The sequence below is a fragment of the Alteromonas sp. V450 genome (genome assembly GCF_001885075.1).
GTDB lineage: Bacteria > Pseudomonadota > Gammaproteobacteria > Enterobacterales > Alteromonadaceae > Alteromonas.
This window is the reverse complement of record NZ_MODU01000004.1, coordinates 276,297-301,799: the sequence shown is the minus strand read 5'-3', so window position 1 is coordinate 301,799 and position 25,503 is coordinate 276,297. Positions and strand designations below refer to the sequence as shown.

Below are 25,503 nucleotides of genomic sequence, written 5' to 3'. Positions count from 1 at the left end.
TATTCGTAACTTCAATAGTGCACAATTTCAATCAAAGACCGACGACTGTACAATTTTTAAATGAGAAATTTATGAATCCAGTGGAAACAACCTACCAGGGAAGCGTCGCAATTATTACCATGAAAAATGGTGAAAATCGGCACAACCCCGCATTCGCGAAAGCAATGCTAGAAGCCTTAAAGAAAGTTGAGCTAAACAGTGAAAGCAAAGCCCTCATCATCACTTCAGATGACGAAAAATCTTTTAGCTTAGGAATAGACACTGACTGGCTGATGCCCGCCATGAAAACGCAAAAGTTTGACGAAATTAAAGGCTTTATGCGAAATATGGATGACGTGTTTAAAAGGCTTCTTCTTTTCCCTATGCCCGTAATTGCAGCTATCAACGGTCATGCCTTTGGAAACGGTGCCATTCTTACTTGTGCATGCGATTTTCGCTTTATGCTGGCTGATAAAGGCTTTTTCTGTTTCCCTGAAGTAGATCTTTCTATTCCTTTTTTACCGGGCATGATCGAATTTGTTAAAAAAGCTATTCCGTATCATAGATTTAACGAAATGAAGCTGTCTGGTAGACGAGTATCTGGTAGGGAGCTAGAAAACGATAATGTCATTGAAAAAGCGTACGATTCAAAAGAACTGCTAATGGAAGGGGCACTAAATTACGCGCAAACGTTTGACAAAAAAAGGGCAATATTTGGCGAGCATAAAAAGCGTTTGCACAAACATATCATTGAGACTATTGATACACAGAATAAGCCCTTGATAGCGTCGCTTTCACTTATGGTGTAATTAGCAAAGCGTGTTGACCATTTCAGTACACATTTTATTTGGCTTTAGCGGATTAAAGTCAACAAGCGAGGTGCAATATGTGGTTGTTCCAACGTCATGGTAAATAAAGCAACCTTATCAAATCACTGCTTGCGTATTTTGAATCCACGATCCTTGTGTGTGCGTTTGTGAAAGAGGTCAACCCGCCAATTCCAGTAAACAGAGCCAATACGCAGCAATACCGTAACATGTAGCGCACCCACAATGCACCATACATAAGCTACATCTAATGAGAAAAGCAGTGCGTAAGCAAGGCCTCCAGCGAGACAAGCGCTAGCATACAGGTCTCCTCTCATAACAAGAGGAATCTCTCTGCAAACGACATCACGCATTAATCCACCGAAAATGCCTGTCGTCATTCCCATTGTCAGGGCAACGGTCATTCCCGTACCTTCTATGAGCGCTTTTTCTATGCCGACAATATTAAAAATGGCTAAACCGATTGCATCCATTAATATGAAGAAAAAGTTTGAAGGCGATGGCATATATCTTACAAACAAAACAGTACACAAAATAGCTAAGTACGTGACAAAAAGATAGTCAGACACTGTCACCCAAAAAATAGGTTTACCTAATAAGAGATCTCGAATTGTTCCCCCGCCAAGGGCTGTCATTACGCCGACAACAACAATACCAAACCCATTAATTTGCTTCTTGTGCCCCATTAATGCACCAGAAACAGCAAAAAACGCGACGCCAATAATATTCAAAAACATAAAATAGTTTGAAGTCATTTTCTGTTATCTCTCCTCCTTTTTACGGCGTGCTTCTTTGAGTCGAAAGCGCTGACCAGTTGTCTATACGTGCTTCACCAGCTTAGCTAGGGGTAAATCCTCATAGGTAACTCTTGCAAGCTTTGGCAAGTTAATAGTGGCAAATGATGCACAAAAAATAACAATACTGGAGTATACGGATGAAACATCCAATCCTTTCACTATCATTACTAACGACAAGTATACTAGCTTCAAACGCAGTTAACGCAGATGCTTTAATCGGCCCTAATCTAGCTACCGCACTTTCAAACCAAGCAGGGCCCTATGAAGTAATCATTACAGGAACAGAGAGCGAAACGCTAAATTCATCAATACAAGCGTTAGCCATACCCTACTTATCTCTGAAAACCCTGCCAATGGTTGCAGCATCGCTTACAAAAACACAAATAGAGGCGCTAGAAAAAAACCCTAATGTAAAAAGCCTCTATCAAAACTTGCCTCTTGAATATAGCAACTACACGTCAGGCGAAATCACGGGCGGCCATTTCGTACAGGACTTTCTTAACGTAACGGGCCGCGGCGTTACCGTTGCGGTACTCGATTCAGGTGTTGATGCCACACACCCGGACTTACCTTTGCGCGACAAAACAAGTGAAAATGTAAAAATAGTCGGAGACTTGGATCTGGCAGGCGGTATAAATACGTTTATTGAAGGTGTACCGAATTCCGATACAAGTTCAGGACACGGCACCCATGTTGCAGGAACAGTTGCAGGTACAGGGCAAGCCTCAGCAGGCGATCCTCGCCGCCCTTACTACCACGACGGCATCGCGCCTGACGCGAAAATCGTTGGTTTAGGTGCAGGAGAAGGGATCTCTATTCTTTATGGCTTACTAGGCTTTGATTATGCTATCGCGAATCAAGAACGCCTCGACATTGACATTATCACCAACAGCTGGGGTGGTGGCGATGGTGGCGCATTCGATCCGAACAACCCGATTAACGTTGCATCCTTCGAAGCTTACCGCAAAGGGATGGTAGTCAGCTTTGCCGCATCAAACTCCGGTCCTGATGACAACACATTGAACCAATATGCAATTGCCCCTTGGGTGATAAACGTTGCAGCAGGAACGAGTGATAAACTTCTCGCAGATTTTTCTAGCCGAGGTGTGGAGGGGGACGAACTTAAACTTCCAGATATAACTGCACCGGGACAAGGTATTACGTCTACTAGGGCACCAAATACCGCAATTGGCGCAATGGGGCCAGTATTAGATTTAAGCAACCCTACTTACGCGCTCCACTATCACACTATCAGCGGCACATCTATGGCGACGCCTTTCATAGCAGGGGTTGCAGCATTATTGCTTGAGAAGAACCCATCGCTATCGCCAGACCAAGTAGAAGCTATCATTAAAGAAACTGCAGAACCAATGCCAGGCTTTAAACCCCACCAAGTTGGCACAGGTTATGTGGATGTAAAAAAAGCCGTAGAACTGGCAGGACAGGTTGAAGGCAAAATGGGTACATTTCTTACCGGCGATACGCTATGGTCAAGCCAGGGTAATTGGACGCGTGTAGATAGCAATGACCCGCGTTTATCCTATTCAGGCGATTGGCAAAAAATGTCGTTCGGTAACACGCAAATGGACACGGTATCAAAATCAGTCAGCGCAACCATTAATGGTGATCGAGTACGCTTCTCTATTGCAACAAGTCGCGCACAAGCAGCAGCCGTAGAACTTTATGTAGACGGCGAATATTTTGAAACTGCGACTGTTTACGATAAAAATGCGTCATCTAATGATCCTAAACTTGTCAGTATCGCCTTCGATGATTTTGGTGATGGTACGCATAAAATTGAGCTGAAATTAGACAAAGGGTTTCTCGCACTTGACCATATTGACGTAGACGGCACTGTATTAAATAGCGACGCTACCTTTTCAAGTAGAACGCAGAATGACACCGGTTTGATGGGGCCCTCTGTTGAAAACCTAACGGTTCAAAATATACCTTTAGAAATATCAGCCAATGACATTGAAGTTGTCTCTTCCCTTTCTTGGGACGGTATTGCTGATTTGGACTTCTATTTAGTTGCTCCAGATGGCAGCGAAATTGCCTTTAGTGCATCTCTTGACAACCCAGAAGTAATCACTTTTTCACCCAAAGAAGCAGGCACTTACTTTCTTAGAGTGACAGGGTTTATAAGTCTTGCAACGGCGTACAATATCAAAACCGATATTACAAGCGCGTCGAATTAACTGCTGATGAGAAACAAAAAAGCCCGCTTAACGCGGGCTTTTTCGAAGTTAACAATAACGCAAGGATTAGTAATCTTAGTTAAGCTTCTCTTTGATACGTGCAGATTTACCTGAACGCTCACGTAGATAGTAAAGCTTAGCACGACGAACCGCACCGCGACGTTTCACTTCAATTGAAGAAACTGCCGGGCTGTGTGTTTGGAACACACGCTCAACGCCTTCGCCGCTAGAAATTTTACGCACGGTAAAAGACGAGTGCAGACCACGGTTACGTTTAGCGATAACAACACCTTCATAAGCCTGAAGACGCTCTTTGTCACCTTCGGTAACGCGAACTTTAACAACTACTGTGTCACCTGGACCAAACGCAGGAACATCAGTCTTTAGCTGTGCTTCTTCGATTTTTTTGATGATATCTTGACTGACTTTGCTCATCATATCCTCTCGTCCTAGTTAACTGTCATCTTGCTGCAGTTGCGCTTGGAATAATTCAAGCAAACGCTGCTGCTCCTCAGTCAGAGCTAGGTGATTTAACAATTCAGGGCGACGCTGCCAGGTTCTACCTAATGATTGCATCAATCGCCACTGCCTAATTTTTTCATGGTCCCCACTTAACAACACATCAGGTACCTTTTGACCATCGAGTATTTCGGGCCGCGTATAGTGCGGACAATCCAAAAGACCGTCAGTGAAGGAATCTTCAACTGCTGAGGCTTTATGCCCCAACACGCCAGGAACTAATCGAGCAACCGCGTCCATAAGGACCATTGCTGGTAGTTCACCGCCGCTTAACACGTAATCACCAATAGAGACTTCTTCATCTACATGGCTTTCGATCACTCGCTCGTCGATGCCTTCATATCGGCCGCAAATTAAAATTGTGCGGTCAATGTTAGCAAGGCGCTGAACGCCTGCTTGGTCAAGGGGTTTCCCTTGTGGTGATAAGTAGATCACCTTACTTTTTTCGCCACCCACTTTCTTGGCAGCTTGTATTGCGTCGGTTAGCGGTTTTACCATCATCAGCATACCGGGTCCGCCTCCGTAGGGGCGATCGTCTACTGTACGATGGCGATCATGTGTAAAGTCACGGGGGTTGAAGGTGTCAACCGATAACGTTCCAGACTTAACTGCTCGACCTATAACACCCTGTTGGGTAAAAGGGGCGAACATATCTGGAAACAGGCTAACAACGCCGAACCACTTTTCCGGTGTCACTTAAAACCCCGGGTCCCAGTCAACTTTAATGACCTTCGCTTCCTTATCCACCTCTTGTACGACTTCGTCAAATACAAAAGGTAATAGTCTTTCTTTTTGACCAAAAGCATCGCCTACATTCGCTTTAACGTGAATCACGTCGTTAGCACCTGTATTAAACACTTCTTTCACCACACCCAAGTCGTAACCTTGCGTTGTTACTACTTTCATGCCGGTGAGCTCACGCCAATAAACCCCTTCGTCGCCTAAATCAGGCAGCTGTGAAGCATTTATGTTGATATCCAAGTTTTTGATGCGCTCGGCATCATCTCGACTATCAACGCCCACAATTTTTGCAACGAGGCTTTTACCGTGCGGTCGCCACTGGTCAATTTGGTATTCTTTTTCATCGCCAAGAAACCATGGCGCGTACTCAAAAATACCTTCTGGCGTTTCTGTATAGCTGTTGATTTTGACCCAACCTTTAACACCGTACGGTGCGCCAATTTTGCCAACAATCACTTTGTCAGACGCTAGACTCATCTATACCACCAGTTAATAACAGCTTACGCTGCAGATTTTTTCGCTTCTTTTACCAAACTAGAAACGCGATCTGATAAGCTCGCGCCTACGCCAACCCAGTATTCAACACGCTCTAGATCTACGCGAAGACGTTCCGCTTGACCTTGTGCAGTTGGGTTGAAGAAACCGATGTTTTCAATGAAACGACCGTTTCTTGCACGACGGCTATCAGCCACCACTAGTTGATAAAATGGACGCTTTTTCGCGCCACCACGCTGTAAACGAATAGTAACCATAAATGCCTCAAACTCGTTGTAGCGTTACCGTTAACTTAAGCCTTCATTCAACGACTAAAAATTAGACGCCAATTAGAAGGCCGCCGAATTATACGGATCTCACTGCTCAATGCAAGTAAAAGTCTAGGAATAAACATAAATCAAGGCGTGTTAAAACGAACTAAGTCCTCCGCTTGATATTTAAGATAATCAATAAACACTCTACGGGCTCGTGTGGGAGTCGGGCATCAACGCATTAGCAGCGATAAATGGGCTTGTGAATTTGCCTTATCTCAGTGTTAAATACCGTTGTTATAATCGTAAACGTTGCGGCAAACGTATCTCTTTTGCCATACCGGTCAATACCAACACATTAAACGAGAACGCACGAAAAGAGGTAAACTTGACAACACCGCTAGCAAAAGTATCAACCAAACAAGTGTTGAGTTGGGTCGGTTCACACCTAATTAAGTATAAAGCACAGGTAATTGGTGCAGTTATTGCCCTATTCACAGCAGCAATTGCATGGCTATTACTTGGGCAAGGTATTAAATATGCGATTGATAATGGTTTTGTAGAAAATGCCTCTGATACATTAAATAAAGCAACAGTAATCGTATTAGCCATTACGATTGTGGCATGTATAGCAACGTACGCTCGCTTTTACTTGATGACATGGTTAGGTGAGCGCGTGAGTGCCGACATAAGAAACCAAGTATATTCGCACTTACTTTCACTTCCCCCTTCTTTTTTTGCAGAGCTAAGAACTGGAGAGGTGATTTCCCGTTTTACAAGTGATACCACTATTATTCAAACGGTTGTAGGCATGAGCCTTTCGATGACACTACGTTCGCTTGTCACCTTCTCTGGGGCGCTTGTACTAATGGCCATTTCCAGTCCTCTCCTCACTTTTTGCGTGATCGTTGCAGTCCCCGCTGTACTGGTGCCAATAAAAGTATTGGCGCCTCAAGTACGTCGATACGCAAAAGAAAGTCAGGACAAAGTAGCAGACTTAGGAGCACGAATAGACGAAAGCCTTCATGAAATCATGACTGTACAAGCGTACACTGCTGAGCATACTGAACGACAGCACTTTGCAAAGAAGGTCGAGCTCGCTATGGATACCGCTAAAAAGCGTATTCACTATCGTTCATTGCTAATTGGTTGCATTATGTGCATCAGTATGACTGCCATTATTTTTATCGCGTGGGTAGGCGCCCGCCAGGTGTTAGATGGGGCAATTTCTGTTGGCGAGCTCTCTGCATTTTTGTTTTATGCGGTAATGGCAGGCGGCAGCATTGCTACCATCAGTGAAGTGATTGGTGAAGTACAGCGAGGCGTTGGCGCAAGTGAGCGCCTCTACGAGCTCTATCAAACTATCCCAGCAATTGTGTCTTCGGGTAGCAGTGATCTCAGCACTGGTCGCACCAATCATCAAAATGTCAGCGTGACTTCTGCTCCCTCTATCCTCGTTCACAATGTAAACTTTGCTTACCCGGGCTCAAAGCAATTATTTAACGAATTGACCATTCAAGTTAGCCCGGGTGAACGACTTGCATTAGTTGGAGCAAGTGGTGCCGGTAAAACGACACTTTTTCAGCTATTAATGCGTTTTTACGATCCTGATTCGGGTTATATCGCAGTTAACGGTCAACCAATACATGAATTGCCCGTTAAAGACCTCCGCAGACAGATTGCGGTTGTCACACAAGAGCCTGTTGTGTTTGCAGACACCGTACTCGAAAACATTCGCTATGGAAATCCATCTGCTTCAGATGACGATGTTATTTTAGCTGCAAAACAAGCGTTTGCTCATGAGTTTATAGACAGCTTAGATGATCGCTATAAAACGCAATTGGGGGAACGCGGCGTAAAATTATCCGGGGGACAACGGCAGCGCATTGCCATCGCTCGCGCCATTCTTGCTGACCGCCCTATCTTGCTCCTTGATGAAGCCACTAGTGCACTCGATGCTATGAGTGAGCGAATGGTTCAACAAGCCATAGACCGACTGATGATTGGTAAAACAAGTATCGTGATCGCCCATCGACTTGCGACAGTTCAACATGCAGATCGAATACTGGTAATGGATAAAGGTCGGGTTGTCGCTGTTGGCGATCATGCATCTTTGATGAAAAGCGATACCTTGTACAGGGAATACGCTGAACTGCAATTGCTTAGCTGAACTGCCTGTGTTGCTATACGGTACAAAATAAAGGTCAACCAATTGAGCGTTTTATGAACGCTTTGGTAAAACAAAAATTAAAGGCTCCCTAGACACTGTTTGTACAATTTTCAATCCGTATAGCGATTTGTCTCTTCAAATACTGTTTTTTATAGACGTCGCTTACCGTTTTTCGCTGTATAAAAAGCGTTCGCTGTTAATGCTAAGCGATAAAGGAATTGGACAACATCGGTCAAAAGCCTAATTACGCTGCGGGTTAAAAATGAAAAAGTCTTTTTTTAGTGTACCGGTTTCACGAACATGGCTGTTCGTATTTTTATTGGTCACCACACATGTCAATGCGCAATTTATGGGCGACAGGCAAGCAAAGCTTGTGGTTACCAAGCCTATTGAATTCATAAATGAAACGCGAAAAGTCGAGGCGGTTGGCAGTGCAGAAGCACTTCGCTCAATTGTTTTATTCTCTCCGGTTGCAGATGAAGTAGTTGAAATAAATTTCACGCCTGGTCAATACGTTGAAAAAGGTAAAGTGTTGCTACGTTTAGACGACAGACGTCAAAAAACTGCACTGAAAAGAGCTAAGCTGACACTAGAAGATGCACAACGCACCGTAGAACGTCTAACGTCAAGCTATCAACAAGGCGCAGTCCCCGTCAGCGAGCTGGACCTTGCAAAAACACAAAGAGATCTTGCTGAGGTAGCGTTAGAAGAAGCGCAGGCAGACTACGAAGACAGACATATTGTCGCCCCCTTTGACGGCGTTGTAGGAATTACGGACGTAGAGGTAGGCGATCGAATAAATGAGCAAACCATCATCACAACACTCGACAAGCGAAATAAGCTTTTTGTCAACTTTAAGGCTCCTGAATCAGCACTCCCGGTACTGCTAAACGCGCCCAGCGTAACTTTGGAGCCATGGAGTGACAAAGGTACATCTGTGAGTGCCGAAATAGCGCAAATCGATTCTCGCATTAATGAGACGGATCGTACATTACGCGCTCGCGCTCTTTTAGACAACTCCGCAGATAAATTTCGACCCGGCATGAGTTTTCGAGTTGCGTTGAGCATTGAAGGTGACCGCTACGCAGCTATTCCTGAAGCGGCGCTGTTGTGGGGAGCAACAGGAGCTTATATTTGGCTTGCCGAGAATGGAAAAGCGAAAAAGGTTGATGTTAGCGTTCACCAGCGGTTAAGAGGCATAATTCTTGTTTCAGGTGATCTAAACGAAGGCGACTCGCTAATTGCAGAGGGTGTACAACGCCTACGCAATGGACAAGCTATAACAACTGAATTGGCTGGAGGACCAGCGGGTGAGTGAACAACAGCTTTCAACACCGACCAATGACTTACCCTCTGTCGCGATAAGACGTCCTGTTTTAATCGTGGTACTTAACCTTCTTATTGCGATTGCGGGCTTTGCAGCGTTAAGTGGCTTAGAAGTACGCGAACTTCCCGATGTCGATACTCCACGTGTTACCGTTACTGCGCAATTTCCCGGTGCTTCACCTGAAACTGTTGATGCGGAAGTGACTGGACGTTTAGAAGGTGCGGTAGCGCGAGTAAGCGGTGTTAAGAATATTTACGCGCAAAGTGAGGAAAACTCAGCAAGAGTGCGCGTCGAATTTCGACCTGGCGTAAATTTAGAAGACGCCGCTAATGAAGTAAGGGAATCAGTAAGCCGCGTGCAGCGTCAACTTCCAGAAGACGTTGAGCAAGTCGCTATTATACGTGCCGACAGCGATGCTCAAGCAGTAGTAAGTCTTGCTATATCCAGTGACACCCTCGATATGGAAACGCTGACTGAAAGGGTCGATACTGACGTAGCGCCTCTCTTTTTAAGTATTCCTGGGGTTGCAGACGTTACACTTAACGGCGACAGAGCGCGCGTTTTACGTGTTTCTGTTGATCCGCTTCGTCTCACTAGCTTTGGTTTGTCAATGAGTGACGTGGCTAATGCATTGGCACTCGCCCCTTTCGATGTTCCTGCCGGTAGTATTCAATCAGCAGACCAAGCGTTGATCGTACGCGCTGACGCAACTTCGGTCTCAGCTGAAGATGTCGGCAGTATTGTTGTGACCGGAGATATCAGAATAAACGACGTGGCAAGTGTTTATTTTGGACCTGCCGATACGTCAAGCGTTGTGCGCCTAGACGGAACGCCAGTAATCGGAGTCGGCGTAATCCGTCAAGCGAGTTCTAACACCATTGAAATTTCTGATGAAGTGTTGGAAATGGTTAGCGACCTTGATAAACGGTTCACTGACATGAATATTGTCGTGACTGCAGACGATGCAGAGTTCATTCGTGATTCAGTGAAAGAAGTTGTCATATCGCTAAGCCTAACTATTGCTCTGGTTGTCGTCACGTTATTAGTATTTATTGGTTCGTGGCGCGCTACCATCGTCCCTGCACTTTCCATTCCCGTTTCACTCGCCGGCGCGCTAGCGATTATTTGGGGTATGGGGTTTTCAATCAACATTCTTACCCTGCTTGCTCTCGTGTTGGCTACGGGTATGATCGTCGACGACGCAATCGTTGTTTCTGAAAACATCCAACGTCGCAGAAGCATGGGTTTAGGTGCTCGCGCCGCTGCTGTAATCGGCACTCGGGAAGTTTTTTTTGCTGTCGTAGCAACAACAGCAGTGCTCGCATCTGTATTTATTCCTATCGCTTTCCTCCCGTCGACCGCTGGTCGTTTATTTAGGGAGTTCGGCGGCGTATTAGCTGGCGCAGTGGTTATCTCTTCTTTTGTTGCGCTTTCGCTAGTTCCCGCGCTCACCGCTCGTCTTAAAGTAAAAAAGACAAAAGAAAATGGATTGTTTAGCAAGACCTTTGGCCGATTTGGTAACGCCTGCTTACGGGTGTATCAAGCGTCATTATTAAAGGCACTAAAACACGGCTGGATAGTGGGAGTGTTAAGTTTAGCAGCAGGCGGTGGCGCTTATATTTTGTCGCAAAATATCGATAATGAGCTTTTGCCAAGTGAAGACAGAGGCACAATACGCATCTTCGCCCGCGGCCCTGACGGCGCTGGTCTTAATTTTATGGATAGGCAAGCAGAAAAAATGGAAGAGCTACTGCTTCCTTATGTAGAGAACGGCACGATTGATTCGATTTATACCGTCGTAGGCTCGTGGGACCCAAATATCGTATTTATCACTGCCCCACTAAAACACTGGGATGAACGAGATAAGTCACTGCAAGATGTAGTAAACGAAATCCGCCCTAAATTACAGCAAATACCTGGCGCGCCCGGCAATGCTTTTGGCGGCAACAGTCTTAACTTGCGAGGCCAAGGTGGCGGCTTAGAAATTGCTCTCACTGGCGACACCTATGAGAATATCTTTCTAGCAGCACAGAATTTTTCTCGCCAACTAGAGGAAAACTTACCCGAACTCGGTAGACCGAGAATTAGCTACGATCCAACTCAACCACAAATGCGTGTAAACATTGACCGTCGCCGTGCTGAAGAATTAGGCGTACCGCTAACTGATATTGCCAGCACGCTTCGCGCTGCGGTTAATGGTGATGATATCGCCGACTTAAACGTGGGCGATCAAGCGATTCCAATTATGCTACAAACCAATAATCGTAGCACTTTAGACCCGTCTGACCTTACCAGTCTTTTCGTAAAAAGCACCGATGGAAACCTAGTGCCTCTATCAAGTGTAGCCTTTATTAGTGAGGAAGGCGTTGCTGCCGAACTAGAGCGCCAAGCGCAGCGGCGTGCCATTAAGGTAGAAATGGAATTGCCTGAAGATGTGGCGCTTAGCGATGTGGTGGAAGAAATTCGGACTTTAGCACTCGAGACTCTGCCTGATGGCATTGGGTTGGTATTCTTAGGTGAAGCTCAGACTTTTGAAGAAACGTCAAAGCAAGTTGCTCTCACCTACATCTTAGCGTTTGTTATCGTCCTACTGGTATTAGCTGCACAATTTGAAAGTGTGAATAGTGCGGTTGTGGTTATGCTTACCGTTCCGTTTGGTATTGCTGCTGCTGTGTATGCACTCTTTTTAACCGGCACGAGCATTAATGTTTACTCGCAAATTGGACTTGTCATGTTAATTGGTCTTCTTGCTAAGAATGCCATATTACTCATTGAATTTGCCGATCAACTTCGCGATAAAGGCTACGAGATTTATGACGCCATTGTTGAAGCTGGTAAAGTGCGTTTACGCCCTATTATGATGACGCTGGTTTCAACAATACTGGGCGGTCTACCATTAATCCTTTCCACAGGCGCTGGTGCCGAAGCTCGCAATGCTATTGGTTGGGTTGTTTTTGGTGGTTTAGGTATCGCTGTTGTATTCACCCTTTACCTGACTCCAGTGTTGTATCTCGCACTTGCTCGCTTTACCAAGCCTCGTGCCGATGAAAGCACTAAGCTTGAAAGGGAAATGGAAGAAGCCAATGCACAGCAATTGTAAGGCAGTCCCTCTTCGGTAGGTGCCATGCCTTTTTAAGCGGCATCTAATCGTTTTTTTATGATGCTGCTTAATTCAGTGAGAGAAATCTTTGAGACGCCCAAGCTAGGTGTATTGTAACAACAATAGGTGTTACGTCTCGCGTTAAAGCTTGGGCGTTTTTATTAGAATACGGCTGTGGTTAGCGCTTCTAAATGGACTACATTATAATATCAATCCGCATAGATAATTGCCCTAATAGGTTTTACAGAACGCTTTGACTTTCGCCTTGCCGGTAAAAGCGAGAAGTTGATCGACCATCCTATCAAAGTATGGGTTGTAGGTTAGCCTAGCATACACTCGGTCTTGCTTATTACTTGCTAACGCTTCATCAGCGTTGTCGGGCTTAAATCCCCACGGCCCGTACCACACTTCCTCGCCCGCTTTGCAGCGCGCTTCAGCGTCACTACCCTGGCCGTTATCACATATGCGAAAGTCACTCTCTATGCCATATAGTGGGTTCTCGTCAGAAAAAAGTGTACTCATGTGTGACGCAGCACTAATTCGCTGTTCGGGGACATTCATGGTTTGCATGATGAGCGTATTCTCAGGCACCTCAGGGGCTTTCTCACCCTGCCATAATAAACACTTGTGTGGATGAGTAAAATTGTCTCTAAATTGCTCAGCGATTATGGCGGTATCTACCACGCTGTCTTTTTCTGCCACCACCATGAGTACAGGTAGATTCAACGTTCGCTCTTCTTTATCAGAGCGCGTAAACAAATCTTGAAGCACATTTACGCTTTCCTGATAAGCAGCGAAGCCAGGCATTGCGGTGGAGTTATAGCGGCTTGGGTTATCTTCTTCTTCGACATTAGGCCAAGGAAATAATGAATCGATATAGGGCGCTAAACGGGACACAAAGAAGCGTGATTTAAAGGCTGGTGAAAAATGCATGAGCCCTTTAATATCGAGTTCTTCAGTCATTGAAAAGCTTGCTATTGTGGTCAAATTAGCGCCCGTAGAAAAGCCACCAATGTAGAGATTGTCTACTTCTTTGGAAAATAGCCGTATGTGATGATTCGTTTCTGTCTGCCACTGCTGATAAGTAACGTTTAGCATGTCTCCGGGTTTTGAGCCGTGGCCCGGCAACAAGATGGTTCTTACGTGAATACCTTCATTGCACATGGCGTTGGCAATATCTCGAAAAAAGTAAGGTGAGTCGCCTAACCCATGAACTAGCAAAACGCCAATATCGCGGAATTGCGTGCCGCATTCAAACGGCATATTCATGAATAATTCTTTGGCTTTTTTGTTTGAAATAAACGTTCTATGTTCCTGCAGGTAACTTTCAACGTCACCTAAGTAATTATCGAAAGGCTGTACTCCCACAGGAAAAGCCTGTGCACTGGCGCTGAACTGCGGACTGTGCGACGAATGACAACCACTTAGCCAGAACAGCGCGAGGGAAGCAGCACATGCATATGCTGCTTTATAAGTAATACTTGGCATGGGTAACGTGTAGGCTTATGGAAATTAGAAGCAATTATTGCAGTGTATCTTTGCCCGAAACTAATGCCTTGGCGAGTAATTTATGGGTAAGTAATGATAGAAGCTCGGTTTCTTCCTCGCTTCGCTCGCCATCAACACCCGTTATCGCCATTGCAACCTCTAACGTTTTCTCGGCATCGAACGACAGATCGTGCTTTAAGCTACGTAAGAAACTAATAGCATCGCCGGTGTCAATGGCCTTTCGGGTTTGATAAATAGTATCGTTTAGAAAAGCTTCACGGCAAATCGGACTTTGCCAGTCCAGCGACTCAACCATTGTATTCAGGTAGTCTTGTTCAGACAGCGTAACCATTCCGTCGACTTGATAAAGTAAAACTGAAAGCTTGATAAGGGCTTGGTTAAAACTTTGTTGTTCTGATAATTGCATAACACTTTTCCTCTTCGTACTGTACGCGGCAGTACCACAACATGCTCTGCATCCTAGCAGTAGCGATAATCTTCTGTGTCTACATTGCGCTATTAAACATCGAAAACACTTTAGCCGCTGATTAACTGCAATAGGACCTGTAAACCTTTACTTTGGTTCCAAGGCTTAACAGGACCAACAATGTAGACCGCAGAATTGACGGTAACATTACGCAGCGATGAAGCTTTTAGTTCACAATGTTAAATAAGTGTAAACACCTATTGCATTATAGGTCTTTTTCAACAGGTTCCAAGTGTCACATATCGCAAAAAATGGCAAAAAATTGATTAGAATACCAGTGATTAATAGGTAGAAAAGAGGGATGAGTTTAAACCGCTAAAGTAGGATAAAAGTCTGGCACACCTTTGTACACGTGGGCCAGACCCAATTTGTAGCTTATAGTAAAAATTAAAAAGACCCGTTAACGCAAGCCCAAGGTGATATCGTTTATATAGAAATTACCCGTATAGACTTTATCGTTATTACCATGGGATTCTAATGCAAAAAACTGCTTATCTTCATCGTTCAAGGCTTGATACCCCCCGATCACCTGATAAATCCACACTTCAGGGTCAAAGTCTAAGGCGTGTTCTTCAAAGTAATCCAGCGCCGTTTTAGGCTGACCGGAATCGATAACTTCACAGAAATACGCTTCTACCGCTTGCTGCAATGGATCTTTCTCAAGCGACAGGGTCGATTGCTCAGTCACATCAATGTCGACCGGTTTCGTGTCTTCGTGCTTAGTCTGACGTTTGTGTACGTGGGTTAACGACGCCACAATATTCTGATAATCGGCTTCATGCTCAACGTTGTTAACATCAGGCGCTGCATTGGCAATAATCGCGTCCGATTGATTAAACAGAACAGGTACGTTAGTCAGGTTAGCGTAGTTGCCTGGCGCAAAATCAGGCTGCTGCTCCATGTGTAGCAAGAAGCCTTTGAGTAAGCGTGTTCGACCTTGGAACTCTCTAAACCGACCCAACAAGTCTAATAAGCGTGCCTGTACTACTGATAACTCCTGTGCGGCCTTGGCAAAGCGCTGCTGCAGGGACACTACCAGCAAGTGACGAAGTTCACGGTTAGAACCTGCCAGTTCACTTAACTCATCGAAGCGGAAACACTCAAGCTGGGCAAGTAAGTCGGTTACCTGTCCTTGCGCTAGCTCATTTTCGCGAATTTTAGCTTCAACCGAAGACACGTAGCCAAACTCATTGTTAATACGGCCAAACATAACACGCACGCTATTACTCAACGATTCTGAAAGCTGATAGACATGCTCGGTTAAATCGCCCATGTGGGCTGCCGCTTCATTATATTTGTTGTAGTGAAGGGCTTCTTTATAGTGCTCGGTTAGGGTTTTAAGGCTTGCCAGCGACGCACCAATATTGGCGTTGATAGTCCGGTTGCGCTCGTCTTGTAAACTCCCCTCTAAAAGCGTTCTTACCGCGCTTTTCAAACGCAGCTCGCTTTGCGCTTCCGGGCGCCACAACACGCCTAGTTGAACAAGCTGTTCTAATACCTTTGGGCTGTGATCGCGCTCTTTTACAGAACCATTAATGTACGCCTGCATGATGAGGTCGCTGTGACGACCCAATGCGTTCAATAATTTAGTCCCTGCCTGAATTAACACCTGGCTCATATCAAGCTACCTTGCGAAATAGCGGCCTCCGCCTGCTCAGATAAGCTCAGCGCTTCAGTTTCATCAATAAAGCGTAGCATTTCGTAAAGGTGTTCAATTTTGCCTGTGCCCAAATAAATCTGTTTATCTGGGTTTGGCTTAATCAGATAACCCATTTCAGTTAAGCGTTTAAACACCTGCTTTAGCTGACCATCCAAATTCACGCTGGTAGAGCCAAACATGCGATAGCGCGAAATTTTTTCTAGCTGCTCAGCATAGGCGGGCGTATCTTCAATGGTAGTTTGCAGCTCGTTCAATCGAATCGCGCTACCCATGGTAATGGGCATATCAGATTCATTAGCTTGCTGAACCAGCAGCAACCACTCTACCAGAGGCACTAGGTTAGATGCTGTATCTTGGAACTGCTGTGTAAGCACTTTGCGCTCGTTTTCACCAATGGTGAGAAAGCTGGCAAAGAATACGTCACCTTCAGCGGTGGTCGATAATGTACGATTTAATAACGCTAAATGAGGTTCTAACTGAGCAGCATTGTCTCTTGATTTAAGAAAACGCCACGCCTCTTCATCGGTCACCTGACAAATAAACGTGCCTTGTAAAAGTGCACTCAGTACACGGCCTTGTTCTGTCATCATGCTGATGTCTCCTCACCTGCTACTTCACCGTTCTTTTCTGCTTCTTTTTTCTGTTTAATGCGCGCCCCTATAGCGCTTGCTTTGGGCTGAACCACCTGCAGTTGGCGGGTTACCTTATCTATCAAGTAGCGGTTTTCAAACAGCGTCAATACTTCTGATTCAGGGTTAGGGAATGCGCCAACTACACTAATATTATTGTTTTGACACGCTTCAAAGATTTTCTTCACGTTGTTTTGGTGAAGTGTACCTAGTTCATCGATAGGCCAATGCACTGTGGCGTCGGCATCGCCGCGCAGCAGACGTGTGAAAGCGAGTAAGAATTTACACAAGATTAGGTAGGCCATACCGTGGCTTGATGACTCGTTAAGCTGGCGGTCGGTACGAATAACAAGGTCACTTTTACCTTCACGTAGGTGAAGTTCGATATCAAGTAGCTTGCTAATACCGCCCGTAAGCGCTGCACGGCCAAGAATATCAAGAACCCGGCGCATACTTTGACCGTACTCTTCCTCTGGTAACTCGTTAGCCCCCTCTTCCATCCAGTGCTCATAGAGCTTTCTGAATTGCTCAAGTTCAGGCCAGAATTCAAGTTCACTAATGCGTGAGCGAATTTTAACAGCCGAGTCTGATACACCATCAAGAGAAAGGTCGCCGTCGACCTCTTGGGTAATACGGCGGCTTTGCGACACAATGCGTTTATCGATATCGGCAAGTACAAAGTAGTATTGCGAAAGATCGGCGCCAAAGATACGGCCTTGCTCACGCAAGCCCTGTAGCTTCTGCGGGACAATCACGTTTAGAAGCTGTGCTAAATGCGACACCATACGGCGGTGATCAAAGCTCTTCACGCCGTGGGCGTTCAGCGTTGCACACTCTTCACGGGCGCGCTCCCACGTATCAGATAGCCCTGTGCCCGCTTGCGCGGCAATAAGCTGATCGAACCGCTCTACATAGGCGCGAATATCGCTTAGCAAGTTTTCGCGCTCTTGAAGCTGGCTTTGCACTTCTGAGATACGCTGACCAATACTTACATCGTCGTGCTTAATTTCAGCCGTTTCATCACCCGCTTGAAGCGTAAGCTTGGCCAGAGATTTACTTAAGGTTTTAACCTGTTCCAGGTGCTCACTGGCAGTTTTAAGCGTAGTTTCAAGCTGTCCGTGCTGCTCTTGAAGCTGTTCGCGGTTCGCTTTATAGGTTGCTTGTTTGCTGGCTAAGTTACGCTCAGATTCACCCAATAGCTTACGCGACTTAGACAAGCCCTCCTGCCATACCACTTTTTGCTTGGTAAATACGTTAGTGTACCAACGCTCGTAGTCGGCTACTTTATGACGGTGGGTTTCAGTGCGCGTAATGTCTTCTTTAAGCTTATTGATTTGCTTTTTAAGCAGACCTATTTCATCAACATCCACACCGCGATTGCTCAATTCGCTTTCTAGCCAATCCTGCATATCTTTGCGGTCTTGGGCAGCATTGTCTTTCGCCTTACGCATGTCGCTATCAAGTTGAGATATACGTGCTTCACTGTCAGCGATGAGCTGCTGCCAGTGAAATTTGTGTTCGGTTTCCGCTTCGCGCTGCTGATCTTTGATTTCGTCACGACTAAGCTCAAACTGCGCCTTCGCTTGCTTTTGCGACTGCTGGTTCGCTTCAAGCTTAGTTTTGGCTTTTTGCTTACGTGCAGAAAGCGCCTGCTGATATTCACTAAGTACCGTATCGCGGTCTTGCTGTGCGCGTTTACGGCTGGCTTCGGCACTTTTAACGGCGTTGTCTTTTTGGGTAACCACAAGCTCGGCGTTGCGCACATCTTCGTTCGCTTTCGCCAAGCGCTGTTCGCATTCGTTCTGCGCAGCAAGGGCAGCGGCTTGACGAATTTCAGCTTCTTGCAGTTGCTGCTTAAGGGCTTGTTCGGTACAAGCATAGTCTGGGGTATCAAGTTCAGTAAGTGCTAACTTAACGCCCATAAAGGTATCGCTGTCGCCTTGTGCATCTTTTGCCATAACAGGCGCTAAATCAGTGCGCTCTAGTAGCTCAGGGCGCACAACTTTACCTAACGATAACTCCCAGTCATCGACATTGGCACGCAAGAACTCAAGTAGCGAGCCTTCGCCAGGGTAAAGAAGCGCATTAATTTTGTTAACCGCTTTTTCTTCTTGTTGAAAGGCGTTGCGCGCTTTATCTAACGCATTAGAACACTCTTTGCGAAACTCAACTGATTTGCTGTGCGCCTGCTGCGCTTGTCGCAGCTCACCCCGCGCTGCATCTTCATTAATCGATGCTTCTTTTATGGCCGCATCAAGAATATCTAGCTGAGATTGTTCAAATTCGTTGTAGCCTGCATTGTTAAGTGAAGCTTTCAGTTCAGCTTCAGCTACCTTTAACTCATTCAAACTATTTTGGTAATCGTTCTGAAGCGCGCTTAGCTGGCTATTGTAGTCGCTCTGAATACGACTTAATGCTTCACGCTCGCTCTGCTGCTGCTCAGCTTTATTCTCTGCGGCTTCTTGGCGTGCGGCTGACATTTCTTCTAAAGTGATTGACAGCTTTTCACCTAGCTCAGCCAAGCGCTTGTTGTAGGCCGACTCAATATCTTGGTGTTTTTCAGTAAGCAGTACATAGCGACTATCGGCCATGGCCTTTTCATTTTGCCACTGCGACAAATTGGCGACGTCTTCTTTAAGCTGCTCAATATTGTCGTCTTGCCACTTATCGAATTCACGCTCAACCGTATCAAGTTCACTGGTGAACTTCTCAACATCTGCGCGAGCAGATGAAATAACCTGGTTTAGGTGATCACGGGTATCACCCCACTCGCTGTCCGTTTGTTTGCGCTGGAAGCTATTCTCATCCAGTTCATTCTTTGTTGTTTCAACCCGCGCAGCCAAGTAGGTCTTATCAAGCTCGAAGCTATGCTTAAGGTTAGCAAGCACTTGCTCTGTTGTGGTTAGCGCCATGTCAGCTTGTTCGAGTTTAGAAAACTCAGGGCGAATTTTGTCGAATTGTTTAATTAAGTGACATTCTTTAATCCAGTCATCAACGCGGTGGCGGCTTAAGCCTGAAGTAGGTGGCGTAACGCCATCCTCTTCTAAAATGGCGGCAATCATGGCCTTGATGGTTTCCATCTTGCCTTCTTTCGAGTGAACCGCTTTAGCCAGTTTCTCGATGTGGCGCATGTGTTTCGACGGTTCGCAAAGGCTAAAGATTTTGGCGTAGCCTAATAGCTCACGGGCATTGTTACTCTGGTTAAGCACACCGTGATCGTTTTGAATGATGGCGCGGAAGTCTTTCGTATTAAGTAAGCTCGTAACCAATATGTTGTTGCGCTTCATGGCGCGTGCAAGCTCGGCGCTGCTTACACTGGCGTGTTTGCCGTTCTTTTGCTCTATTAAGTAGTCACTGATTTCAAATGGCTTGCCAATTAAACGATAATTAACGCCCGTACCGTTTGAACTTAACACTGCTTGGCATAGATCACCTTCGGCACGCGTGTATTCATAGATGATAAAGCTAGATAAACGAGGCAAGTACCAGCGTTCAAAGCTGTCACGGGTTGCCGGTACCACGCGGCTAGGATACTCGCCGTAAAACACGGGAATAAGTCGTTGAAGCGTGGTTTTCCCTGATGCATTGGTACCACAAATATTGGTGTGTCCATCAAGCTTTAGCTCGACCACGCCTGGTAAATGCGTGTCGATAAGAATAATACGTTTTAAGCCTGCCATAGTGTTCCTGTATCAATAACTCTGCCGGGTGAACGCTCACACAGCACAAAACTGTACCTGCTTTGATAGGGTAAAAGTTGCATACCTAAAAGAAAGCGAGCACATGCGCACGATGTAGCCCGTCAGTGTATTATGAATTCACGAATTTGCACAGATGTGCAGTCATTTGTTGGTTATAAAGCGTGCTGTTGAGGTCAAAAATTTCTATCGTTTGTTCTAAATAGAATTTGTCACACGTCACATCGAAAAACGATACGCCGACATTATTTTTGCAACAGATCATTTCTTACACTTGCTGGTTAACCAATTTTAAAACATCTTATTAACCAATTAAAAACAATTGGCATAAACCGTGTCTTCAAATAATAAAAACGAAAACATCCTACATGAAACCCTGAAAGTGCTTTTGTACTTCTTCTTAATTGCTTTGGTGATTACAGCCATATCTGCATGTGGCGGTAGCACCACAAGCCCGGCGCCGCCTGAAGCGGTTCCATTACCTGACTCGCAAGGTGATGGAGATAAAAATGAAGACCCCGCTGAGCAAGAAGCATTTACCGTTACTTCTGAAGTAACGCTTATTGCTACAGGAACAGACAGCGCAAGCGAAACCTATGCATCAATAGAACGCGTGTTAGGCGAAGGGAGTATAGAAGCCCCAGATTTATTTGCAGGCGATCACACTGATACAGCACATATTCTAGAAGAAACAGATAGTATCGTGGGACCACATTTTGTGTTTCTGGCCCATCGCGATGAAGATTTCAATAAGGGCGTTCAATCCGACCGTCAGCGCAACGAAATTAAAACGTATGACAAGAGCGATAATAACCTGCTTGGCTTTGAGGGTGAGACCATGCAGTTTGAGTGGTATTTCCACATTTCAAGTGAGATGTCGTTAACCCGTAAGTTTAGTCATTTCTTTCAGCTTAAAGCGCGAAACGATACTGATGACAACACTAACGGCAACGACGATCAGCCAGTCATTACACTTTCCGCTGTTGAAAAAGATAGTTCTGGTAAAGAACTTCAAGTAAGGCACAGTGTGGGCTTTAATACTAACGGTTCTAGTACGAGTGACGTTTATTTGATACGAACAAACTTCAATGACATTGCCGATGAATGGGTGAAAGTATTTGTACAAGCCACATTCGCCGAAGAAGGCAGCTTCATGATGCAAATAACGCGGCTTCGTGATAGCGCAATTGTTGTCGACGTCAATGAGACAAATATAGACATGTGGCGAGGGGTGTCTAGCGATGACTTTGTTCGCCCTAAGTGGGGAATTTACCGCTCTACCGCCGAAATAGACAAATTACGCCAACAAGAAGAACGGGTTAAATTTGCAGATTTCGTTATTAGAAAGGGGACGCTTTAAAAGCGTCCCAATTGTCACTACCTTTCCTACTTTATCGTTAACACATTCACCGACTCAGGCGCGGGATACATCATGCTGAAAGTAGGCGAGATATCGCCCGAGGCTGAATTTAAAATGTTATCAAAGCGAAGGATCATACCGTTTGATTTTTCAGCAACATATACATGACCATTGCTAAGCATCAAGTCTACCGGATTACCCAACATCGAGTTCGGTCCTGCAATATTCACGGATACATCAGTTATGCCATCAGCACTACCTGCGCCTGGAATTACATAGAGTTTGCCGTCGGTAGCGTCTGCTGCGCTACCTACATCAGATATGACCAAGCTATCGCTTTGGCTATCATAGTCTATGCCGTGAATATTGGTTGGCGCTACAAATGCTTCCCCACCACTTGCAGGAACAATTAGCCTGTCTTCGCCCGTAATGACGGTTTCACCGCTTTCCATTTGACGCAGAACCTCTTCAAACACAGCAACCGACCCATTGGTCAACGCCAAATACGCACTATCAGTTGATGGGTCGTAGTCCACATCCCAAGGGCGAGCACCGTTAGCGGCTTCAAGTGTTAATAAAGGCGCAACGTTGCCCGACGCACAAGGCGAAAACACGCGAACGGCGGGAGTCGCTTCGTTAACATCTGCCACGAATACCACACCGGCTTCTGAAGCGATGTCTAGACCCTTAGGCGCAATCAAACCTGTTTCACTACCTACAATCGTGTGGTCGAAACTATCGCTATACATCATACCGTCTCTCGAGCCTTTGAGACGATTAACCACAAGTAAACCACCCGTCGAGGTTTCAACATCATCGAAGGTGATGACACCATCACCGCTAGCGGTAAAAGCGGCACTCTCGATGCTCATACCGGCATCAAAGGTGCTTAGCTCACTAGATAGTACAGCGCTGTATTGTGCTACTTGCCCGGTAGTCTCACCGTTGTTTGATGGATTGCTCGATACCGAAAGGCCTTTGATTGGCATGGTAGTTATGCCATCGTCCGATGCATCTTTCATCTCGTTCAGCTGAGTTAACTCAGCCAACGACTCTGGTTTTACCGAAGGTGTTGATAGCGTTGGCGCAACATCGCCACTAGCACCATTGAATATATTTGAGAACACCAAGATTGCGTCATTAGACTTTTCCGCTACTCGAAGGTCTGAACCCGTTAGGACAATGTCTACTGGATTACCAAGCTGAGTCGATGCGCCGCCAATCACTCTACTTGGTACGACAGCGCCATCAGCTGATGAAACATTTTCCAAAACAAAAATTTGACCATCATCGGCGATAGCAGCGTCACCTACGTCGGATAACACCATACGATTAGACATGGGCTCGTAAACGATGCCGTGCAGATTAATCGATATCTGATTTCCGTCTGCATCTGAAGGCACCACTGAACGCATAACTGTGGGCACAAAATCAGAACCAGCGATATTATCGTAAACCGAGAGCGTTCCATCGGTCAGTGCCACAAACAATCTGTCGCTTTGTTCGTCGTAGGCCAAATCCCATGGTTTGGCAGACGTCATTATTTCTGCAATAGGGGCTACATTTCCTGCCGCTTGGCTGCCGAAAACACTTACCTTTTGACCGTTAAAGTCAGCAATCATGACCAAGCCAGCATCTTCAGCAAAAGCGATACCTTTAGGGTTAACAAGCCCCGTAGTTGCACCTGTTATCTCGTGCCCTGCACTCATCATATAGTCAGCTTGAGCTTCAAAATTACAAAGCGTTCTTAACAACGGTAAATCACTGTCGCCGGCTTGTACCAGACTTCCGCTATGCGTGAATACAATCCCCTCATTGGCTCCTGTGGTTACCGTGGATAACACATTTGCGTTTTGGTCTATCGAAGTAACCGTATTGCGGTTGTTCTCGCCATTATTTGCGACTAAGAAAGTTGCAGACGCGAAGCCTGGGGATCCATTTTGACCTGGTGCACCGTCTTGTCCAGGTGCACCATCTGCACCATCAGCACCGTTCACCCCATCTTTTCCGTCATCTCCATCGCAGGCACTAAGTGCGAACACCATTGCTGAAGCTAATAGTGAAAGTTTTAATTTTTGTTGTGATGTTTTATTGAATTCCATCTTCATCTCCGTACTTGTTGTTTAGTGAAGAGACGTTGCTTAGCCGCGCAATGCGATAAGTACTGCTCACGTCCTAATCAACAAGCCAAACGATTGATGAGTGACAACGGATGCAAAAAAATAAAAAAACCTCAATGCATTGCTGCGATTGAGGTTTTTTAGCGTTATGAAATTATGCGATAACCTTAACGTGGTGGGAAGCCGCCGCCTCCGCCAAATCCGCCAGGACCGCCGAATCCACCTGGGCCGCCTGGACCACCAAAACCGCCCCCCGGAGGCATCATGCCTTTCATCTGACGCATCATCTTCTTCATGCCGCCGCCAGACATCTTCTTCATCATTTTCTGCATTTGCGTAAACTGCTTAAGTAAACGGTTTACGTCTTGAATTTGCGTACCTGAGCCGGCTGCTATACGGCGCTTACGCGATCCTTTAATCATATCTGGGCGCGCACGTTCAGCGGGCGTCATTGAATTAATGATGGCTTCCATTTGATTGAACTGCTTGTCGTTCGCCTGATCTTTAATTTTATCAGACATACCGCCCATGCCAGGCAGTTTATCAAGCATTCCCATCATGCCGCCCATGTTCTTCATTTGCTCGAGCTGATCTTTAAAATCTTGCAGGTCGAAGCCTTTTCCTTTCTGTACTTTCTTGGCCAGCTTTTCCGCTTTCGACTTATCAACCTTACGCTCAACTTCTTCGATAAGGCTAAGTACGTCGCCCATACCTAAGATACGAGACGCAATACGCTCAGGGTGGAAAGGCTCAAGTGCATCCACTTTTTCGCCCATACCGATAAACTTGATGGGTTTACCTGTGATGTGACGAACCGATAGCGCAGCACCACCTCGTGCGTCACCATCTGCTTTAGTAAGAATGACACCCGTTAAAGGCAGTGCATCGTTAAACGCTTTTGCGGTATTCGCAGCGTCCTGACCTGTCATAGCGTCAACCACGAACAGGGTTTCAATTGGCTTAACTGCAGCGTGAAGTTCTTTAATTTCGTCCATCATGTCGTTATCGACATGCAAACGACCCGCGGTATCTACAAGTAGTACATCAAAGAAATTTTTCTTCGCTTCAACAATAGCGTCGTTAACGATATCAATGGGCTTTTGTAAAATCGTTGACGGATGGAAAGCTACATTCACTTCACCGGCGAGTGTTTCAAGCTGCTTGATGGCGGCCGGACGGTATACGTCGGCACTCACTACCATCACTTTCTTCTTCTCGCGCTCGGTTAAGTATTTGGCAAGTTTACCTACAGACGTGGTTTTACCCGCACCTTGTAAGCCCGCCATAAGCACAACAGCTGGAGGTTGAGCTGCAAGGTTCAGCTTTTCATTCGCCTCCCCCATCACAGACTCTAGCTCAGACTGTACGATTTTAATAAATACTTGGCCAGGCTTGAGGCTCTTGGTAACTTCGGTACCAACTGCACGCTCTTTTACCTGCGCAACAAACGCTTTTACTACCGGAAGCGCAACGTCGGCTTCAAGTAGCGCCATACGCACTTCGCGTAGCGTTTCTTTAATATTGTCTTCAGTAAGACGCCCTTTACCGCTGACATTTCGTAATGTCTGGCCTAAGCGTTCTGATAAATTCTCAAACATAGTATGAAACTTCTTTTTATTTCAGACGTAATGCCCGCATTGTAACGTAAAAGCGAACG

General features: G+C 45.7%; 18 protein-coding genes. 6 read left to right on the top strand and 12 right to left on the bottom strand.

Features of this window, described 5'->3' with window-relative positions:
- The first annotated feature begins 71 nt into the window (after positions 1–71).
- Positions 72–788, top strand: coding sequence for an enoyl-CoA hydratase/isomerase family protein (locus BK026_RS01315; RefSeq protein ID WP_071817427.1), 717 nt, complete (start codon positions 72–74; stop codon positions 786–788).
- 122 nt (positions 789–910) lie between these two features.
- Here BK026_RS01315 and BK026_RS01310 read toward each other — a convergent pair whose 3' ends face one another.
- Positions 911–1,561, bottom strand: coding sequence for a trimeric intracellular cation channel family protein (locus tag BK026_RS01310; RefSeq protein WP_071814169.1), 651 nt, complete (start codon positions 1,559–1,561; stop codon positions 911–913).
- A gap of 179 nt (positions 1,562–1,740) precedes the next feature.
- On the opposite strand from BK026_RS01310, the gene BK026_RS01305 reads away from it, so the two are divergent.
- Positions 1,741–3,801: a S8 family serine peptidase gene (locus BK026_RS01305; protein ID WP_071814168.1), complete on the top strand. Its 2,061-nt coding sequence runs from the start codon at positions 1,741–1,743 to the stop codon at positions 3,799–3,801.
- A 75-nt stretch (positions 3,802–3,876) separates the two neighbouring features.
- Here the strand turns inward: BK026_RS01305 and rplS are convergent, their stop codons facing one another.
- Genes rplS through rpsP form a run of 4 tightly spaced genes read right to left on the bottom strand, consistent with a single transcriptional unit; the run spans position 3,877 to position 5,813 of the window.
- Entirely contained in the window at positions 3,877–4,236 is a 360-nt protein-coding gene (rplS, locus tag BK026_RS01300; RefSeq protein WP_024015986.1) for a 50S ribosomal protein L19, read from the bottom strand.
- A gap of 18 nt (positions 4,237–4,254) precedes the next feature.
- Complete coding sequence (trmD, locus tag BK026_RS01295; protein ID WP_014948834.1) at positions 4,255–5,016, bottom strand: tRNA (guanosine(37)-N1)-methyltransferase TrmD; 762 nt, start codon at positions 5,014–5,016, stop codon at positions 4,255–4,257.
- A complete protein-coding gene (gene rimM, locus BK026_RS01290; protein ID WP_039233395.1) occupies positions 5,017–5,538 on the bottom strand; it encodes a ribosome maturation factor RimM in 522 nt (173 codons plus the stop codon).
- A 23-nt stretch (positions 5,539–5,561) separates the two neighbouring features.
- Positions 5,562–5,813, bottom strand: coding sequence for a 30S ribosomal protein S16 (gene rpsP / locus BK026_RS01285; protein WP_014948832.1), 252 nt, complete (start codon positions 5,811–5,813; stop codon positions 5,562–5,564).
- 382 nt (positions 5,814–6,195) lie between these two features.
- Here rpsP and BK026_RS01280 point away from each other — a divergent pair, with 382 nt between their 5' ends.
- The 3 genes from BK026_RS01280 to BK026_RS01270 all read left to right on the top strand — a co-directional run bounded on the left by BK026_RS01280 (position 6,196) and on the right by BK026_RS01270 (position 12,404).
- Positions 6,196–7,977 (top strand): ABC transporter transmembrane domain-containing protein, encoded by a 1,782-nt coding sequence (locus BK026_RS01280; protein ID WP_071817426.1) that lies wholly within the window; start codon positions 6,196–6,198, stop codon positions 7,975–7,977.
- Positions 7,978–8,239: 262 nt separating this feature from the next.
- Entirely contained in the window at positions 8,240–9,295 is a 1,056-nt protein-coding gene (locus BK026_RS01275; protein ID WP_071814167.1) for an efflux RND transporter periplasmic adaptor subunit, read from the top strand.
- Positions 9,288–12,404, top strand: coding sequence for an efflux RND transporter permease subunit (locus BK026_RS01270; protein ID WP_071814166.1), 3,117 nt, complete (start codon positions 9,288–9,290; stop codon positions 12,402–12,404). The genes BK026_RS01275 and BK026_RS01270 overlap by 8 nt, the downstream gene beginning before the upstream one ends.
- Positions 12,405–12,635: 231 nt before the next feature.
- Here the strand turns inward: BK026_RS01270 and BK026_RS01265 are convergent, their stop codons facing one another.
- The 5 genes from BK026_RS01265 to BK026_RS01245 all read right to left on the bottom strand — a co-directional run bounded on the left by BK026_RS01265 (position 12,636) and on the right by BK026_RS01245 (position 20,348).
- On the bottom strand, positions 12,636–13,892 hold the full coding sequence (locus BK026_RS01265) for a carboxylesterase (protein ID WP_071814165.1): 1,257 nt from the start codon (positions 13,890–13,892) through the stop codon (positions 12,636–12,638).
- Between the two features lie 34 nt (positions 13,893–13,926).
- Positions 13,927–14,319 (bottom strand): TerB family tellurite resistance protein, encoded by a 393-nt coding sequence (locus tag BK026_RS01260; RefSeq protein WP_071814164.1) that lies wholly within the window; start codon positions 14,317–14,319, stop codon positions 13,927–13,929.
- Between the two features lie 460 nt (positions 14,320–14,779).
- Positions 14,780–15,997 (bottom strand): phosphoenolpyruvate carboxylase, encoded by a 1,218-nt coding sequence (locus tag BK026_RS01255; protein WP_071814163.1) that lies wholly within the window; start codon positions 15,995–15,997, stop codon positions 14,780–14,782.
- Positions 15,994–16,629 (bottom strand): hypothetical protein, encoded by a 636-nt coding sequence (locus BK026_RS01250; RefSeq protein ID WP_071814162.1) that lies wholly within the window; start codon positions 16,627–16,629, stop codon positions 15,994–15,996. Before BK026_RS01250 ends, BK026_RS01255 begins: the two co-directional genes overlap by 4 nt.
- Positions 16,626–20,348, bottom strand: coding sequence for an ATP-binding protein (locus BK026_RS01245; RefSeq protein WP_071814161.1), 3,723 nt, complete (start codon positions 20,346–20,348; stop codon positions 16,626–16,628). The genes BK026_RS01250 and BK026_RS01245 overlap by 4 nt, the downstream gene beginning before the upstream one ends.
- Before the next feature lie 352 nt (positions 20,349–20,700).
- Between BK026_RS01245 and BK026_RS01240 the strand changes: the two genes are divergently transcribed.
- Complete coding sequence (locus tag BK026_RS01240; protein ID WP_256253580.1) at positions 20,701–21,726, top strand: hypothetical protein; 1,026 nt, start codon at positions 20,701–20,703, stop codon at positions 21,724–21,726.
- Positions 21,727–21,752: 26 nt separating this feature from the next.
- Here BK026_RS01240 and BK026_RS01235 read toward each other — a convergent pair whose 3' ends face one another.
- Positions 21,753–23,828, bottom strand: coding sequence for a YncE family protein (locus tag BK026_RS01235; protein ID WP_071814160.1), 2,076 nt, complete (start codon positions 23,826–23,828; stop codon positions 21,753–21,755).
- 185 nt (positions 23,829–24,013) lie between these two features.
- Positions 24,014–25,444 carry a signal recognition particle protein gene (gene ffh, locus BK026_RS01230; protein WP_071814159.1) on the bottom strand — a complete coding sequence of 477 codons (1,431 nt, stop codon included), beginning with the start codon at positions 25,442–25,444 and terminating at the stop codon, positions 24,014–24,016.
- Between the last annotated feature and the right edge of the window lie 59 nt (positions 25,445–25,503).

Excerpts from the sequence above, each read along its gene's own strand:
- BK026_RS01315 (WP_071817427.1), top strand. The coding sequence starts at position 72 with ATGAATCCAGTGGAAACAACCTACCAGGGAAGCGTCGCAATTATTACC.
- BK026_RS01310 (WP_071814169.1), bottom strand. The coding sequence starts at position 1,561 with ATGACTTCAAACTATTTTATGTTTTTGAATATTATTGGCGTCGCGTTT.
- BK026_RS01305 (WP_071814168.1), top strand. The coding sequence starts at position 1,741 with ATGAAACATCCAATCCTTTCACTATCATTACTAACGACAAGTATACTA.
- rplS (WP_024015986.1), bottom strand. The coding sequence starts at position 4,236 with ATGAGCAAAGTCAGTCAAGATATCATCAAAAAAATCGAAGAAGCACAG.
- rimM (WP_039233395.1), bottom strand. The coding sequence starts at position 5,538 with ATGAGTCTAGCGTCTGACAAAGTGATTGTTGGCAAAATTGGCGCACCG.
- rpsP (WP_014948832.1), bottom strand. The coding sequence starts at position 5,813 with ATGGTTACTATTCGTTTACAGCGTGGTGGCGCGAAAAAGCGTCCATTT.
- BK026_RS01275 (WP_071814167.1), top strand. The coding sequence starts at position 8,240 with ATGAAAAAGTCTTTTTTTAGTGTACCGGTTTCACGAACATGGCTGTTC.
- BK026_RS01265 (WP_071814165.1), bottom strand. The coding sequence starts at position 13,892 with ATGCCAAGTATTACTTATAAAGCAGCATATGCATGTGCTGCTTCCCTC.
- BK026_RS01260 (WP_071814164.1), bottom strand. The coding sequence starts at position 14,319 with ATGCAATTATCAGAACAACAAAGTTTTAACCAAGCCCTTATCAAGCTT.
- BK026_RS01255 (WP_071814163.1), bottom strand. The coding sequence starts at position 15,997 with ATGAGCCAGGTGTTAATTCAGGCAGGGACTAAATTATTGAACGCATTG.
- BK026_RS01250 (WP_071814162.1), bottom strand. The coding sequence starts at position 16,629 with ATGATGACAGAACAAGGCCGTGTACTGAGTGCACTTTTACAAGGCACG.
- BK026_RS01245 (WP_071814161.1), bottom strand. The coding sequence starts at position 20,348 with ATGGCAGGCTTAAAACGTATTATTCTTATCGACACGCATTTACCAGGC.
- BK026_RS01235 (WP_071814160.1), bottom strand. The coding sequence starts at position 23,828 with ATGGAATTCAATAAAACATCACAACAAAAATTAAAACTTTCACTATTA.
- ffh (WP_071814159.1), bottom strand. The coding sequence starts at position 25,444 with ATGTTTGAGAATTTATCAGAACGCTTAGGCCAGACATTACGAAATGTC.